Source organism: Streptomyces sp. NBC_01446 (assembly GCF_026340095.1).
In the GTDB taxonomy this organism is placed as follows: Bacteria; Actinomycetota; Actinomycetes; order Streptomycetales; family Streptomycetaceae; genus Streptomyces; species Streptomyces aureus.
Genome location: NZ_JAPEPO010000001.1, coordinates 3,878,795 through 3,893,352 on the forward strand (window position 1 = coordinate 3,878,795; position 14,558 = coordinate 3,893,352).

The 14,558-nt window shown below is 70.3% G+C and carries 12 protein-coding genes and 1 pseudogene; 8 read left to right on the forward strand and 5 right to left on the reverse strand.

The genetic code is table 11. The features are described 5' to 3' along the window. Window positions 1-138: 138 nt before the first annotated feature. Window positions 139-2,754: an ATP-dependent chaperone ClpB gene (gene clpB / locus OG456_RS17385; protein ID WP_266561999.1), complete on the reverse strand. Its 2,616-nt coding sequence runs from the start codon at window positions 2,752-2,754 to the stop codon at window positions 139-141. A gap of 140 nt (window positions 2,755-2,894) precedes the next feature. On the opposite strand from clpB, the gene OG456_RS17390 reads away from it, so the two are divergent. Continuing rightward, window positions 2,895-3,323: a pyridoxamine 5'-phosphate oxidase family protein gene (locus OG456_RS17390; protein ID WP_266562001.1), complete on the forward strand. Its 429-nt coding sequence runs from the start codon at window positions 2,895-2,897 to the stop codon at window positions 3,321-3,323. A 100-nt stretch (window positions 3,324-3,423) separates the two neighbouring features. On the opposite strand, the gene OG456_RS17395 is transcribed toward OG456_RS17390, so the two are convergent. Beyond that, window positions 3,424-3,768 carry a hypothetical protein gene (locus OG456_RS17395; RefSeq protein WP_266562002.1) on the reverse strand — a complete coding sequence of 115 codons (345 nt, stop codon included), beginning with the start codon at window positions 3,766-3,768 and terminating at the stop codon, window positions 3,424-3,426. A gap of 309 nt (window positions 3,769-4,077) precedes the next feature. Between OG456_RS17395 and OG456_RS17400 the strand changes: the two genes are divergently transcribed. The 3 genes from OG456_RS17400 to OG456_RS17410 all read left to right on the forward strand — a co-directional run bounded on the left by OG456_RS17400 (window position 4,078) and on the right by OG456_RS17410 (window position 7,638). After that, on the forward strand, window positions 4,078-5,061 hold the full coding sequence (locus tag OG456_RS17400) for a helix-turn-helix transcriptional regulator (protein WP_266562003.1): 984 nt from the start codon (window positions 4,078-4,080) through the stop codon (window positions 5,059-5,061). Window positions 5,062-5,084: 23 nt separating this feature from the next. Next, window positions 5,085-6,062 carry a helix-turn-helix transcriptional regulator gene (locus OG456_RS17405; RefSeq protein ID WP_266562004.1) on the forward strand — a complete coding sequence of 326 codons (978 nt, stop codon included), beginning with the start codon at window positions 5,085-5,087 and terminating at the stop codon, window positions 6,060-6,062. A 121-nt stretch (window positions 6,063-6,183) separates the two neighbouring features. Next, window positions 6,184-7,638 carry a hypothetical protein gene (locus OG456_RS17410; protein WP_266562006.1) on the forward strand — a complete coding sequence of 485 codons (1,455 nt, stop codon included), beginning with the start codon at window positions 6,184-6,186 and terminating at the stop codon, window positions 7,636-7,638. Window positions 7,639-7,684: 46 nt separating this feature from the next. On the opposite strand, the gene OG456_RS17415 is transcribed toward OG456_RS17410, so the two are convergent. Further along, window positions 7,685-8,812 (reverse strand): substrate-binding domain-containing protein, encoded by a 1,128-nt coding sequence (locus tag OG456_RS17415; RefSeq protein ID WP_266562008.1) that lies wholly within the window; start codon window positions 8,810-8,812, stop codon window positions 7,685-7,687. 765 nt (window positions 8,813-9,577) lie between these two features. Between OG456_RS17415 and OG456_RS17420 the strand changes: the two genes are divergently transcribed. After that, the gene (locus OG456_RS17420) at window positions 9,578-10,363 is read left to right on the forward strand and encodes a hypothetical protein (RefSeq protein ID WP_266562010.1); all 786 of its coding nucleotides are present in this window, start codon (window positions 9,578-9,580) and stop codon (window positions 10,361-10,363) included. Here OG456_RS17420 and OG456_RS17425 read toward each other — a convergent pair. After that, the gene (locus tag OG456_RS17425; protein ID WP_266562012.1) at window positions 10,356-11,210 is read right to left on the reverse strand and encodes a helix-turn-helix domain-containing protein; all 855 of its coding nucleotides are present in this window, start codon (window positions 11,208-11,210) and stop codon (window positions 10,356-10,358) included. The two genes, OG456_RS17420 and OG456_RS17425, sit on opposite strands and share 8 nt — an antisense overlap. A gap of 490 nt (window positions 11,211-11,700) precedes the next feature. Here OG456_RS17425 and OG456_RS17430 point away from each other — a divergent pair, with 490 nt between their 5' ends. The 3 genes and pseudogenes from OG456_RS17430 (at window position 11,701) to OG456_RS17440 (ending at window position 14,023) form a co-directional block, all read left to right on the forward strand. Further along, window positions 11,701-13,461, forward strand: a complete 1,761-nt coding sequence (locus tag OG456_RS17430; protein ID WP_266562014.1) for a DUF2207 domain-containing protein — start codon at window positions 11,701-11,703, stop codon at window positions 13,459-13,461. Between the two features lie 141 nt (window positions 13,462-13,602). Further along, a pseudogene (locus OG456_RS17435) lies at window positions 13,603-13,782 on the forward strand (peptidoglycan-binding protein); the annotation flags it as partial. After that, on the forward strand, window positions 13,775-14,023 hold the full coding sequence (locus tag OG456_RS17440) for a hypothetical protein (RefSeq protein WP_266562016.1): 249 nt from the start codon (window positions 13,775-13,777) through the stop codon (window positions 14,021-14,023). The pseudogene OG456_RS17435 and the gene OG456_RS17440, both read left to right, overlap by 8 nt. Before the next feature lie 70 nt (window positions 14,024-14,093). On the opposite strand, the gene OG456_RS17445 is transcribed toward OG456_RS17440, so the two are convergent. Further along, window positions 14,094-14,558, reverse strand: coding sequence for a helix-turn-helix domain-containing protein (locus OG456_RS17445; protein WP_266562018.1), 465 nt, complete (start codon window positions 14,556-14,558; stop codon window positions 14,094-14,096).

Genomic DNA, 14,558 nt, shown 5'->3' on the forward strand with positions numbered 1-14,558 from the left:
GACAACCCCCAGCCGGTTGGATCGGACCGAGTTGCGGCCCCGGCGTGACGGGATCACCCCCGTAGAGCAGCGGCCCTGCCGTCCGTCTTCCCGAGCGGCAGGGCCCCGACCCGGTCCGGCATCGGCGTTCGCCTCGCGTCACAGCGTCTTTCCGGTGGCCGGGCCCACGCTCAGGCCGTCCCCAAAGGTGTCCACGCGGACCGTGTCGCCGTCGGTGACCTCGCCGGAGAGAATCTCCTTCGCGAGCCGGTCGCCGATCGCCGTCTGCACGAGGCGCCGCAGCGGCCGCGCGCCGTACGCGGGGTCGTTGCCCTCCTCTGCGAGCCAGGCCAGGGCCGCGTCGGAGACGTCCAGGGTGAGCCGACGCTCGGCGAGCCGCTTCGCGAGCCGGCCGATCTGCAGCTTCGCGATCCGCTCCAGCTCCTCCTTGTTCAGCGCGGAGAAGACGACGAGGTCGTCGAGCCGGTTGAGGAACTCGGGCTTGAACGACGCCCGTACGACCTCCAGGACCTGCTGCTTCTTCTGCTCCTCACTCGTCGTCGGCTCCACCAGGCTGTGTCCGCTCAGGAACTGACTGCCCAGGTTCGAGGTGAGGACGAGGATCGTGTTGCGGAAGTCGACCGTGCGGCCCTGGCCGTCCGTGAGGCGGCCGTCGTCGAGCACCTGGAGCAGGACGTCGAAGACCTCCGGGTGCGCCTTCTCGACCTCGTCGAGCAGGACGACGCTGTACGGGCGCCTGCGCACCGCCTCGGTGAGCTGACCGCCCTCCTCGTACCCGATGTAGCCGGGAGGAGCGCCGACGAGACGCGCCACGGAGTGCTTCTCGCCGTACTCGCTCATGTCGATGCGGATCATGGCCCGCTCGTCGTCGAACAGGAAGTCGGCGAGCGCCTTGGCCAGTTCGGTCTTGCCGACGCCGGTCGGGCCGAGGAACAGGAAGGAACCGGTCGGCCGGTCGGGGTCGGCGATCCCGGCGCGGGTGCGGCGCACGGCGTCGGACACCGCCCGTACGGCCTCGCTCTGGCCGATCAGGCGCTTGCCGAGCTCGTCCTCCATGCGCAGCAGCTTCTGCGTCTCGCCCTCCAGGAGCCGCCCGGCCGGGATGCCGGTCCAGGCCGCCACCACGTCCGCGATGTCGTCCGGGCCGACCTCGTCCTTGACCATCGTGTCGGCCTTGGACGCCTCCTCCTCTTCCTCCGTGGCGGCCTCCAAGTCCCTTTCCAGGGTGGGGATCTCGCCGTAGAGGAGCATGGATGCGGTGTCGAAGTCGCCGTCGCGCTGGGCGCGCTCGGCCTGGCCGCGCAGCTCGTCGAGCTTCTCCTTCAGCTCACCGACGCGGTTGAGGGACTGCTTTTCCTTCTCCCAGCGGGCGGTGAGGCCGCGCAGCTCCTCCTCCTTGTCGGCGAGGTCGCGCCGCAGCTTCTCCAGGCGCTGCTTGCTGGCCGGATCCGTCTCCTTGGAGAGGGCCAGCTCCTCCATCCTCAGCCGGTCGACGGCGCGCTGGAGCTCGTCGATCTCGACGGGCGACGAGTCGATCTCCATACGCAGCCGGGACGCGGCCTCGTCCACGAGGTCGATGGCCTTGTCCGGCAGGAAGCGGGAGGTGATGTAGCGGTCGGAGAGCGACGCGGCGGCGACGAGCGCGCTGTCGGCGATCTGGACCTTGTGGTGGGCCTCGTACCGGCCCTTGAGCCCGCGCAGGATCGCGATCGAGTCCTCGACCGTCGGCTCGGCGACCAGCACCTGCTGGAAGCGGCGCTCCAGGGCCGGGTCCTTCTCGATCCGCTCGCGGTACTCGTCGAGCGTGGTCGCGCCGACCATGCGCAGCTCGCCGCGCGCGAGCATCGGCTTCAGCATGTTGCCCGCGTCCATGGACGAGTCGCCGCCCGCGCCGGCCCCCACGACCGTGTGCAGCTCGTCGATGAACGTGATGATCTGCCCCTCGCTCTCCTTGATCTCGGAGAGGACGGTCTTGAGGCGCTCCTCGAACTCGCCGCGGTACTTCGCGCCGGCGACCATCGCGCCCAGGTCCAGCGAGACGAGCCGCTTGTCCTTGAGCGACTCCGGCACGTCCCCCTTCACGATGCGCTGGGCGAGCCCCTCGACGACGGCGGTCTTGCCGACGCCGGGCTCACCGATCAGGACGGGGTTGTTCTTCGTGCGGCGGGACAGCACCTGCACCACACGCCGGATCTCCTGATCGCGCCCGATGACGGGGTCGAGCTTGCCTTCGCGCGCGGCGGCGGTGAAATCGGTGCCGAACTTCTCCAGGGCCTTGTACTGGCCCTCGGGGTCGGGTGTGGTCACCCGGCGCCCTCCCCTGCTCTTCTCGAAGGCGGCGAGCAGCTTCTTGGCGCTCGCCCCCTGTTCCGTCAGTACGTCGGCGACAGTGCCGCCCTTCGCGGCGATGCCGATGAGCAGATGCTCGGTGGAGAGGTACTCGTCCCCGAGCTCCTTGGCGCGCTGCTCCGCGTCGGCGATGACCGCCAGGAGGTCCCGGTTGGGTCCGGGCGGCGCGACGGTCGAGCCGGTCACGCTGGGCAGCGCGCCGAGAACCCGCTCGGCCCCGGACCGCACGGCAGCCTGATCGGCCTCGACGGCCGTCAGCAGGTCCGTGATGTTCTCGTTCTCCTGGCCCTCGAGAAGCGCCAGGAGCAGATGCGCGGGGGTCAGATCCGCGTGCCCTGCGGACACGGCCCGACTGGTGGCCGCGTTGATCGCGTCCCGGCTCCGGTTCGTCAGCTCGGCGTCCACGTGCCCACTCTCCTCCTTGCGTCTGCCTCTCCAGCACACTGACCCTGTCAGCATACACAAAGTTGAGTCGATTCCACTCAAGGAGCGGGTTGGGTATCCCGGGGCGGGATATGTCCTTGAACGGGGATATCTTCCGGAGCATGGCCAAGCGGAACGACCCCCTGAACCCCGACCCGACCTTCCTCGGCTTCTGGCGGGAACGGCACCTGTGCACGCTGACGACCCTGCGCCCCGACGGCACCCCGCACGTCGTGCCGGTCGGCGTCACGTACGACCCCGAGGCGGGGCTCGCGCGGGTGATCGCGAACAAGTCGAGCGCGAAGGTGTCGCACGTGCTCGCGGGGTCGGGAACGGAGGCGGGCGGGGCCCGGGTCGCGGTCTGCCAGGTCGACGGCCGGCGCTGGGCGACCCTTGAGGGGCTCGCGGTGGTCCGTACGGAGCCGGACCGCGTCGCGGAGGCGGTACGCCGGTACGCGGAGCGCTACGAGCGTGTGCCCGCGCCGAACCCGGACCGGGTCGCCATCGAGATCACGCTGACGCGGGCGACGGGCAACGGGTCCCCGTCGTGACAGCCGCACAGAGCTGCAGCGGCGCCACCGTGTTCAGGTCCACGGTGACGCCGCTGCGGGGGGAAGTACCTGCGCGATCTACAACGACGGGGGAATCGCGTCAGGCACTGCGGGGGGTGGCTGAGGTGGTACGCGGAACTTCCGGTCCCGCCTCCCCGACCAGCTGGTGGTCACGCTGGTCGAGGTTGACGAAGACCATTCCGTATCTGATGGCACACCGCACCGGCTGCGGGGCGCCCCGAGGGCGGCGAAGACACCGGTAGGCCCGGATCTCCTCGTCGTCGAACTCGTCCCGCACGACGACGATCGGCTCGCCGAACAGGGTGACCATCAACGAATCGCCGCGATGGGGAATCGCCGTGGCGAGGTCGATGAAATGCCACCCGGACCGGTAGGCGGTCGCCATCTCACGGCGAAATGTTCTGTCGTCGGGCGGAGTGGTCATACGGCCGCGTCCACGGGAGCGACACTCCAGGAAAGATCCGGAGGCGCGATGTTCATGCCGGCGGACACGTGAGTGGCGGGTGTGCCACTCCAGGAGAGGTCCTGGGTGCTGAGCACACCGAAAGCCAAACCGGCGGAGAAGGCAACAGCCATCACCGAGCGAAGCATTCTCTTGCACATAGTGGGCTTCGTCCTCACTTCCATGGCTTCTCTCCCCCGACTCACTAGACGATGGCTCATTCGGCCATCCAAACACCACAGGATCGATGCATCATGTTCCTGCACGTTCAGGACCCTGGGGGGTGGATCTATGACCACGGATGACGCATATCGGACACATCCTCATGCCACGACTGAACTGTGCGACGAGGGCAGGCGGCTCTACGCCAGTGCTCTGCGTTCCGGACGCATCGCCCGAAGCGAAGTGACGGCCGCTCCCTGCCTGATGGATTTCGCCCTTCTCCACCCAGACCCGGATGACGCCGGCTGGCTCCGCCCGGTTCCTCCCGCCGCCGCCCTGGCACAGCGCCTCCACCCCATCGAACGGGAAATCCAGGAGCGAAGAAGCCTGGCGGTCGAACTGACCGATTACTTCGAGCCATTCATGGCCATCAGTGCGCAGGATCTGCCCACCACACACGCCGTGACCGTGCTCGAAGGAATCAACAGGATCAATTCGGCCATCGAACTCGCCATCGCCGAGTGCCAGTCCGAGATCCTCACGGTCCAGCCCGGCGGCGGGCGCAGCGAGCACTCCCTGACGGAGGCACTCGAGCGGGGCCAGGCGGTCATCGCGCGCGGCATCACCATGCGCACGCTCTACCAGCACACGGCCCGGCACAGTCAGGGAACCCTCGTCTACGCCGAGCACATGGCCAAGGGCAACGTCGAGATACGCACCCTCGAGGAACTCATAGAGCGGCTGATGGTCTTCGACCGGACCGTCGCGTTCATCCCGGTCCCCGGAGAGCATCCGGTCGCCCTCGAACTCCGCCATCCGGGCCTCGTCGAATACCTGGCCAAGGTCTTCGAGCAGCTGTGGTGCCGCGCGGTCCCCCTCCTGGAGGAGACCCCCTACGCACCCCCGACCGACGGCATCACCGGGGTCCAGCGCTCGATCGCCAAGCTGCTGATCGAAGGCCATGTGGACGAGGCCATCGCCCGCCGCCTGGGCATGAACGTACGCACCTGCAGAGCCCACATCGCCAAGCTCGCGGCCGCGCTCGGCAGCGGAAGCCGCGCACAACTCGGCTTTCTCATAGCGCAGTCCGGGATCCTCGACCAGGATCACTGAATGTCGACCGAGGAGAGCCACACGTGACCGCCGAGGCCCACACTCACGGAGCCGAGGAGTTGTGCGCCGCCGGTACGGCGCTCTACTCCCGGGCCCTGCGCGAGGGCCGCGTGAAGGACGAGGACGCCGCGGCCGTGCCGTGCCTCGTAGACTTCGGGCTGCTGCGGGCGGATCCGGACGACGCCCGGTGGCAGCGCCCCGTGCCGCCCTCCGTGGCCCTGCCGGGCCTGCTGGGGGGTATCGAGGACGAGATCGCGCACCAGCGGCACCGAGAGGCGAAACTGGCCAAGGCGTTCGCACCGCTCATGGCGCTCGACGCCGAGCGGGCGTCCTTCCAGAACTCGCCGATGATCCATGTGCTGTTGGGGTCCCAGCGGATCAACGACGCCATCGGCGAAGCCAGCGCGGTCGCCACCCAGGAGCTCCTCACCATCCAGCCCGGTGGCGGGCGACCTCCCGCCGGCCTTGCCGCGGCCCGCCCGATCGAGCAGGAACTCCTGGCCCGGGGATGCCGGATGCGCACCCTCTACCAGCACACCTCGCGGCATTCCCCCGCCGTGCTGGCCCACTACGAACAGCTGCGCGGCGACGTGGCGGTCCGCACCCTCGACGAGGTCACCGAGCGCCTCGTCCTGCTCGACCGGACCGTCGCGTTCATCCCGGCCAACACGGACCGCACCGTGGCCCTGGAGATACGCCACCCCGCCCTCATCTCCTACCTCATGACGACGTTCGAGCGGCTGTGGCGGCTGGCCACACCCATGTTCCCCGTCGCCGCGCAGCAGCTCCCGGCGAAGGACGGCGTCACCTCCCGCCAGCTCACCATCGCCGCCCTCCTCATCGAGGGCCACACGGACGCCGTCATCGCCGAACGCCTCGGCATGAACATCCGCACGGTCCGCGTCCACATCGCCAAGCTCGCCAGCACGCTCGGCAGCGACAGCCGGGCCCAACTGGGCTATCTCATCGGCCAGTCCGGGATGCTGGAACAGGACCGCTGACCTCCGCGAAAGGATCCGGCAGCCCTCGAACGGGCGAAGTGGATCTCCGTACAACCAACCCCCACCCCCGCAGGTCCAACTCCCGTCCGCCCGCACCTCGGCACAGGGAGAAGAACGACACATGCAGGCACTTCAGGCCCACCGGGCCCCCGGCCGCGGACGCGCACTGACGCGCCGCCGCATACCGCTCGCCCTGGTCACCGGCGCCGTCCTCGCCCTCGGATCCGTCGCGCCCGCGAGCGCCGACGAGCCGGAGACGGACGCGCTCTGGATCGCGGCGCCGTACGACCTCGTGCTGCCCGCCGCCGCGGCCGACGGCAGCGCGACGGCGAACACGATCGACGTCAGAATCGGGCACGACAACACGCACAACTCCGTGACGGGCGGCCGGCTCACCGTCGACGCGTCCGAGCTGGCGGGCGTGGCCGACGTGACCTGGCCCGCCACCTGCACCCCGGCCGCCGACCAGGCCACCGCGACCTGCGACTTCGGCTCCCTGGACAGCGGCGGCCAGTACGTCGGCGTCGCCGGGATCGGTCTGCGGGCCGCCGCGGGCGCGCCCGCCGACGCCACCGGCACACTGCACTTCACCGCCACCGCGGACAGCTCGTTCGGCCCGCTGACCGGCTACCCCGCCGACACCGCGATCAGCCTCGGAGACGGCCCCGACCTCGGCGTCAGCCAGCTCCCGTACCGCACCGGCGTGCGGCCCGGCACCGACCTCGCGCAGCCCATCCGGCTGACCAACCACGGCAACCGCGCCGCCGACCGCACCCTCCTCACCCTCTTCGCCTCGCACGGCCTGGACCTCTCGCGGCGCTTCGGCAACTGCACCTACCTGGACGACGACGCGACGGTCAACCAGTCCGGCACCACCGCCGTCTGCGTGCTCGACCAGCCCGTCGAGCCGGGCCAGGAGTACGACCTGTCGGCGGCCGGCGCGGTCCGTGCGACGGGCGCGGCGCTGTACGACCGGTTCGACTACTCGGTCGACCCGTACTCGGACGAGGCGTACCAGCAGGCCCTCGCCGGGCGGCCGTTCGTGCAGGGGACGGGGGACGACCTCGTCCCCGCCGCCGTTCCCGCGGCCCGCGCGCTGAGCGCCGCGGCCGAGCCCGACCTGAACACCGGCGACAACTACCGCTCCACGCAGATCACCGCCGACAACAAGGCCGACCTCGTCGCCGTCGCGCGCGACATCACGTCCGTCGCGCCCGGTGACACGGTCAAGGCCCGCGTCGGGGTGAAGAACCGCGGCCCGGCGTGGGTGGCCTCGCTCGGTGCGGGCGAACCCGTCGCCACGATCGACGTGCGCCTCCCGGAGGGCACGACCGTCACCGGCAAGCCCGCCGGCTGCGACGCGACGGGCACCAATCTGTACACGTGCCGGACGCCGATCCTGCTCTGGGAGAAGGCCCGTTCGACGTTCGACTTCACGCTGCGCGTCGACCGTGTCGTGGACGGCGGCGCGAAGGGGTCGGTCGCCACGCGGAACGACGACCCGGAGCTGCGTATCTCGGCCTTCGACCCCAAGCTGGCCAACAACGCGGCCGAGTTCACGATCTCCGGCAGCTGATCCGGCACGGCGCCCCGGACGGAGGGGCGCCGTGCCGTCCGCCGGCCTACTTCAGCCCGATCCGCGCGCAGTCCGCCGTGTACTTCGCCGTGCAGATGTCCCCGACCTTGTAGATCCCGTCCTTGACCACCGTCGACTTGATGTTGCTCTGCGTCATCGGGACGACCTGGACCAGGAGCGACGGCACACTGGGGGTGGTGGGGCTGTCGACGCGGTCCTTCGCGAGCGCGTCGAACTCGATGTCGCGCTGCTGCGCGATGAGGACGGCCATCTGCGCGGCGGCGGAGGCCTCTTCGGGATACGGCTTGTAGACCGTCATGTACTGGTCGCCCGTCACGATGCGCTGCACAGCGGCGAGTTCGGCGTCCTGACCGGTCACCGGCGGGAGGTCGGTGACGCCGGCGGTCTTGAGCGCGGTGATGATGCCGCCGGCCATGCCGTCGTTCGCGGAGTAGACACCGGCGATGTTCTTCGCGCCGATGGCCTGAATGGCGCGCGCCATGTTGGCCCGGGCGTTCTCCGGCTTCCAGTCCTTGGTGTCGTACGACTTCGAGATCGTCACCTGGTCCTTGAGCTCGGCCAGGGCGCCGTCCTTGTAGAGCGCGGCGTTCGGGTCGGTGACCGAGCCGTTCATCATGACGATCCGGCTGTTCTTGGACGCCTTGCTGCCCAGGGCCTTGAGGAGCGCCATGCCCTGCACGTGGCCGACCTGGTCGCTGTCGAACGACACATAGCCGTCGACGGGGCCCTCGGCCAGGCGGTCGTAGGCGATGACGGGGATTCCCGCGTCCTTGGCCTTCTTGACCGATCCCGCGATGGACCTGGAGTCGACCGCGTCCAGGATGAGTACGTCGACACGGTCGGCGATCATCTGGTCGACCTGTCTCTCCTGGCTCTTCGCGTTCTGTTCCGCGTTGGCGTAGAGGACCCGGCCCTTGCCGCTGGTGAGGTCCTCGACTTCCTTCTTGATGTGCGGATAGTCGAACTTCTCGTAGCGGGCGGTTTCCTTCTCCGGCAGGAGGACGCCGATCTTCAGGTCCTGGTTCTGCCGGGCGGACGCCTTGCCCGCGGAGTCGCTCTCCGGCTCGAGCCAGCTGCTCCCGCACCCGGTGAGAGCCACTGCCATGGCGGACGCGACGCCGACAACGACGGCGCGCTTCGTACGCGGATTCACTTTCCATACCTCCCTGAAGTGACCGCGTCGTTGCGGCCGAGGTGGCTGGAAGCCAACTCCGCCCAACACGCAGCGTCAAGAGGTGAATCCCTAACGAGACGAAAACGGGTCGGAGCGTTCCAGTGATGAATTCAGCCGTACTCCGGGTAACCCCAGACGCCGCACAGGTCACAGCGCTTCTACCGCGTCACGTCCACCGTCACCGTGAGCAAACTCACGAGTTGAACACATACCCTCCGCGCCCCGCACCGGCCTCCTCCCCAGCACCTTCACGACTCTCGCGCCCTGTCTCGGGCGGCTCGTCCGAGCCGGTCAGATCCCCTTTACGCACTCCGACCCCACCGGCACACTGACCACGCATCAACCCGTCAGCCGTCCGGTGCTTCCCCCTCCCCGGGCCGACGGACTCCTCCTGCCGGTTCCGAGGAAGAGAGGAGCACCATGAGACGCTCCACCCTGCTCACGCGCGCCCTGGGTACCGGGGCGCTGGCCGCCGCTGCGACCTCTCTGGCTCTGGTCTACGTACCTGTCACCCCGTCGGCCCCGCGACTCGACACCGTCGGGGCGCTGGCCGCGGGCGCCATACTCACGGCCGCCTGGGCACTGGCGTGCCTCACCGCGCCCCGCCTGAAGGCGCCGGTCACATCCCCGCCCGCCGAGCCCCCCGCCCTACCGGCCCAACTCCCCTCGCCTCCCCGTGACTTAGGGCGGGCAACGGGCGCCACACTGATCGCACTCACCCCCTGCACCCTGGTCTGGCTCGCCATGACAGGTGGCACGTTCATCGGCTCGTTCCTCTTCTTCCTCACCCTGTTCGGCACGCTGAAGATCGCCACGTTCCTGCGCCGCTCGGCGTCGCCCAAAGTCTTCCGGGACAAGGTGCGGGTCCTGATCGAGGACGCCGCCGCCGGCGAGGTGCACGCGGTGCGTGTACGCGTCGGGCGACCGTTACTCCTGCGCTACAGCGAGCGCGGCGACCACCCGGGCCAGATCTCCGTCACACAGGAGTACAGCCTCCTCCTCCACGACGCGGGCGGCGACGAGATCCCGCTCGCGACGACAGAAGTCAGCGAACTCGCCTGCGCAGGAGAGCTGTTGAGCGGCGCCCAGGGCTGGCTGATGTGGTCACGCCGCTACAAGCTGATCGAGAGCATGCAGCCGGTGGCATTCGTGGCCGACCACGACGGCACCACGATCCTGGGCCTGACGAACCCTGCCGAAGTCACCTACCGCACCGCCACCCACAGCGCCCGCGACCCTCGCCCCACCACCCGCGACCGCAGGGCCCGCCCCCTGCGCCGCAACGCCAAGTTCCGCCTGCCGGTCCACGGCCCCATCGCCACCGGCGCCCTCCTCGCATCCCTCCTCTGCCTGCCCGCCCTCCTCCTCGGCACCGACGGCCTGCCGGCCCTGTTCGCCTGGCTGCTGTGCGGCCTGGCGGCGGCCGCCTTCGTGTACGGGGTGCTGCGCGGGGTCGGCGCGAACACGGACTCCGTCGTCAAGGACACCGAGTGGACGGTGCGGGACGAGCAGGATCCGTCGATCACGTGACGTGACGTGGCATGGCATGACGTGATGGCGGCACGGTCAGGTGCGGCGTCGGGCGGCAGCCGGGGCAGCAGTCCGGTTCCGGGCCCCGGTAGGCGTGGTCGCAGACGTCGCAGTTCCGGAGTGGGTGACGGACGGTGGGTGGTGGTTCAGCGGTAGCGGTTGCCGCGAAGCCGCCGGTCCGGGGCGGGAGTTGTGCCGTCAGGCGGTGCGCGAGGAGAGCCGCCGGGCGGTGGATCGGGCGGTCCTCGGGCAGGTCGCGGGTGAGGGCGTGGCGTACGGCGGCGGGGGTCAGGTCCCGTTCCAGCCAGGCGGCCACGCCGGGCGCGAGGCGTTCGGCGTCGCGCACGGAGAGGACGAGGCGGGAGTCCGCGCGGTGGAGGGCGGCGAGGAGGTCGGTGGCCACCTGGAGGATGCCGGGGCCAGGGGTGTGCTCCGGATGCGGGACAGCGAGGGGCCGGGGCTTCTTCTTCTGCGGGGGCCGGCGCCTTGCGGGGGCTTCGGAGGTGGTGGCGCCCGGACGATTGCAGGAGACCGTACGCGTACGCACCCGCCCGTCCGGGGTGCGATGCCGCTCGCGCCGCAGGTAGCCGTGGGCCTCCAGCTCGCGCAGGGCCGCGGCGATCCGCGTGGTGCCCTCCGGGAAACGGGCGGCGAGGGTACGGACGTCGGCTCTGGCCCCCGCCGGGAGGGACTGGATGTACACGGCGAGGCCGATCGCGAGACCGGAGAGATCGCGGTGCTGGGCGAGGTGATTGCCGATGGCCGTGAAGCGGGTGTGGTGGCGGGCGTTGTCGTGGACGATGCCGCCCGGGGCGCGCGAGGGCGCGCTAGGGTGCTGGGTATCCATCGGGAAGGTCCTTGCTTCCTCGGTGGTCAGGCCCTCGCACTGGGATTGCCGTCCCGGCGGGGGCCGTCGCATATCTGGTGTTGTTGTGCTGCTGCTGTCGCTGCTCGTGAGCGTAATGGGCGCAACAGGCATATGCGCAAGCCCAGTTGGAGACCTTCACCCGTCCGTGTGGCTTCAGCCTCGGCGGCGGGAGGCGGGGTGGGGCTTGGCCTGGGTTCTTTCCCTCTCGACCGTTTCTTTGGTGTTGCCGTCCACGTCACCGGCGTACGGGTTTCCGCGCCACGGTCGCCGTACGAGGCCGATCTCGGCCAACCGGACGGGCCCCTACCCGGACCGCGCAGCCCGCGCTACGCTGCCGATCTTCTCGGCGACTGGGGGGGTTGCTGTGAGCAGTGGGACGGATCATTCGGTGCGGCGTCGTCGGCGTCGCACCTTACTGGCGACCACCGTCTTCGCGATTGCGCTGGGGGGCGCCACGGCACTGGCGGCAGTGGTCGGGAACACCGAGCGGGTCACTGGACTGTGGGCCAGTGCCCAGGTCTCCCGCAGTGGCGACGCCCGCATCACCGAGGTGATCGACTACGACTTCGGTACCGGGCTCGAGGACAAGCACGGCATCTACCGCGATGTCCCCGGGCTGTCACCCGAAGCCGAGGTCTCCGTCACGTCGGCGTCCGCCCCGGTCCCGTACGAGTTGATCGACATGGGATCGCAGACCCGCATTCGCATCGGCGACCCCACCCTCGCGGTCCACGGCCTCCACCGCTACCGCATCCAGTACCACCTCGACGACGTCGCCCCGCACGGCAAGCTCGCCTGGGACGCGGTCGGGGCGGGGTGGCGGGTCGAACTCAGCCACGTAGAGATCCATGTGGCGGCGCCGTTCGAGCTCGACGGGGCACGCTGCGTGCAGGGCGCGACCGGTTCACGGCAGAAGTGCGCCGTATCGGGCGGCGCGCCGGGCAACCTCACCGTCGAACTGGACAGGCTCGGTGCGGGCAAGGGCACCACTCTGTACGCCGATGCCGGGCGCCGCCTCACCGACCCCGTGACCGCTGCCGCCGCCCCCTCCGGGCCGGTCCGCGACAGCGGGGCTCCCGGGAAGCTGTGGCCTGGAGTGCTCGCCACGGTAATCGCCCTGGAAGCCGCAGCCTTCACGGCGTGCGCGCTGCGGTTCGCCGGTCGTGATCACGTCGCGGGTGATGCCGACCGGGAACGGCGGGTCGACGCGGCGCGGCTCGCGTCCTCCCTCACGCCGTCATCCCGCCCTCCCAAGGGGCTGTCACCGGCCCAGGCCGGCGTCCTGCTCACCGAACGGATCGAACCTGAGCACAAGGTGGCCTGGCTGATCAGTACCGCCGCCGACGGGCATCTCGACATCGACGACAACGACCACTATCCGGTCCTGCGGCGCAGGCCGCCCGAGGATGCCCCGCCGACCGACCGCAACGTCAAGGCCGTACTGGACCAGGTGTTCGCCGGACGCGACAGCGCGATACTCGGCGTCTACGACCGCTACATCGTGACGGCGTGGGACGTCCTCGACGAACAACTGGCGAGATGGCAAAGCAGTTGCGGACTGTGGGATCCGACCGGCGCCCACCGCAGCCGCGTCGCACGGCGCGCTGGTGTGATCGCCGCGGTGGTGGGCCCGGTGCTCGTCATCACCGGCGGGGTGCTCAGCAGCGGCGCGGGCCCGGCGTGGCAGCCGCTCCTGACGGTGGGCGCGGTCCTCGCGGGGGCCGGGCTGGCTCTGGCGGTACGCGCCTGGGAACTACGAGTCCGCACGGCCCGGGGCACGACCCTGTGGATGCAAGTGGAGTCGTTCCGCCGGTACTTGGCTGCTTCGGGAGGTCACGACGCCGACGGGCTGACCCACTCCCCGAGTGATGCGGATACGTCTACAGCTACAGATACGGACTCGGCGACCGCCCCGGAAACCGACGCCGAACAGCTGGAGCGGTACACGGCGTGGGCGGTGGCACTGGGCGAGATCGACCGCTGGTCCGAGAGCATCACCGAGTCGACCACGGCCCCCTCGGCGGCGCCCGGCCCCACCCGGCGGCCCATGAACCGGATGCCCCTGTACGGTCCGGCGATCGCCCTGGCCCTGGTCTCGTCCACGGCCGCGTCGACGAGGCCACCGTCGTCCAGCGGGTCAGGGTCGGGTTCCGGTTCCTCCTCCGGTTCCGGCGGCTCCGACGGCGGGGTCGGTGGCGGGGCGGGAGGCGGGGGCGGAGGGTCCTGGTGACTGCCGGGCCGTCGGCGGTCGCACGCTTCGGGTTGTTGTGCCTGCCGTGAGCGTGGAGGTCGCAACAGGCGTATGAGGAGGGATCACCGTGTACGAGGACGCAACACCGGCACCACCATGGCGCCGCAAGAACCGCCTGGCCTGGTCGCGGAGGGCTGCGGCCGCTACCGCGTCGGCCCCGGGCCCGTGTGGGGCGAGGCAGACGTCCTCTCGTACGCCGCCTGGCAGCGCGGGCACGGCTACGCGGGCGCGGACGCGGACGGCATCCCGGGCAGGGTGAGCTGGGACCGGCTGCGCGTACCGGAGGCGGGTCATGAGTGAACAGGTCGACGTGGCCCCGGAGCTGGAGCGGCTCCGGCGCTCCGTCGACGTCGGGTTCGCCGCCACCCAGGGCAACCTGGCGCTGGTGCCCCAGCGCGCCGACCAGACGGACAAGACGCTGGGCGAGCACGAGGACCGCCTCAACGCCCTGGAGCGCTCGCGCTGGCCGCTGCCGTCACTGGCGGCGCTGACGTCCTGCGCCGCACTCGTGGTGGCGCTGTGGGAGGCGGCGGGACGGTAGGTGCACGTGAAGGGGCCCGGAGGTGACAACCTCCGGGCCCCTTCACGTGCACAGGTCAGTTGTGCACAGGTCAGTCCTGCGGCCGCTTGGGCCGCCACACAACGAGCGCGCTCGTCTGCTGGACCTCCTGGTACGGGACCAGGTCCCGCCGGTAGGAGGCGTGGACGGCCGCCTCGCGCTGCTGCATCGCGGCGGCCGCGCCCTCCACCGCGGAGGACAGCTCGGCCACCCGGGCCTGCAGCGCAGCGACCTGGTTCTCCAGTTCGATGATGCGCTTGATGCCCGCGAGGTTGATGCCCTCGTCCTGCGACAACTGCTGGACGGTGCGCAGCAGTTCGATGTCGCGGGCCGAGTAACGCCGGCCCCGGCCCGCCGTGCGGTCCGGGGAGACCAGGCCGAGACGGTCGTACTGGCGCAGGGTCTGCGGATGCAGCCCGCTGAGCTGGGCGGCCACCGAGATGACATAGACCGGAGTCTCGTCGGTCAGCTCATAGGCCCTGCCAACAAAGGAACTCTGTCGTCGACGGCCGTCCAT

Bases quoted from the DNA above. Each gene is read 5' to 3' on its own strand.
- OG456_RS17445 (WP_266562018.1), bottom strand. From the start codon at position 14,558: ATGGACGGCCGTCGACGACAGAGTTCCTTTGTTGGCAGGGCCTATGAG.
- OG456_RS17400 (WP_266562003.1), top strand. From the start codon at position 4,078: ATGACCACGGATGACGCATATCGGACACATCCTCATGCCACGACTGAA.
- OG456_RS17420 (WP_266562010.1), top strand. From the start codon at position 9,578: ATGACAGGTGGCACGTTCATCGGCTCGTTCCTCTTCTTCCTCACCCTG.
- OG456_RS17440 (WP_266562016.1), top strand. From the start codon at position 13,775: ATGAGTGAACAGGTCGACGTGGCCCCGGAGCTGGAGCGGCTCCGGCGC.
- OG456_RS17425 (WP_266562012.1), bottom strand. From the start codon at position 11,210: ATGGATACCCAGCACCCTAGCGCGCCCTCGCGCGCCCCGGGCGGCATC.
- OG456_RS17410 (WP_266562006.1), top strand. From the start codon at position 6,184: ATGCAGGCACTTCAGGCCCACCGGGCCCCCGGCCGCGGACGCGCACTG.
- OG456_RS17390 (WP_266562001.1), top strand. From the start codon at position 2,895: ATGGCCAAGCGGAACGACCCCCTGAACCCCGACCCGACCTTCCTCGGC.
- OG456_RS17395 (WP_266562002.1), bottom strand. From the start codon at position 3,768: ATGACCACTCCGCCCGACGACAGAACATTTCGCCGTGAGATGGCGACC.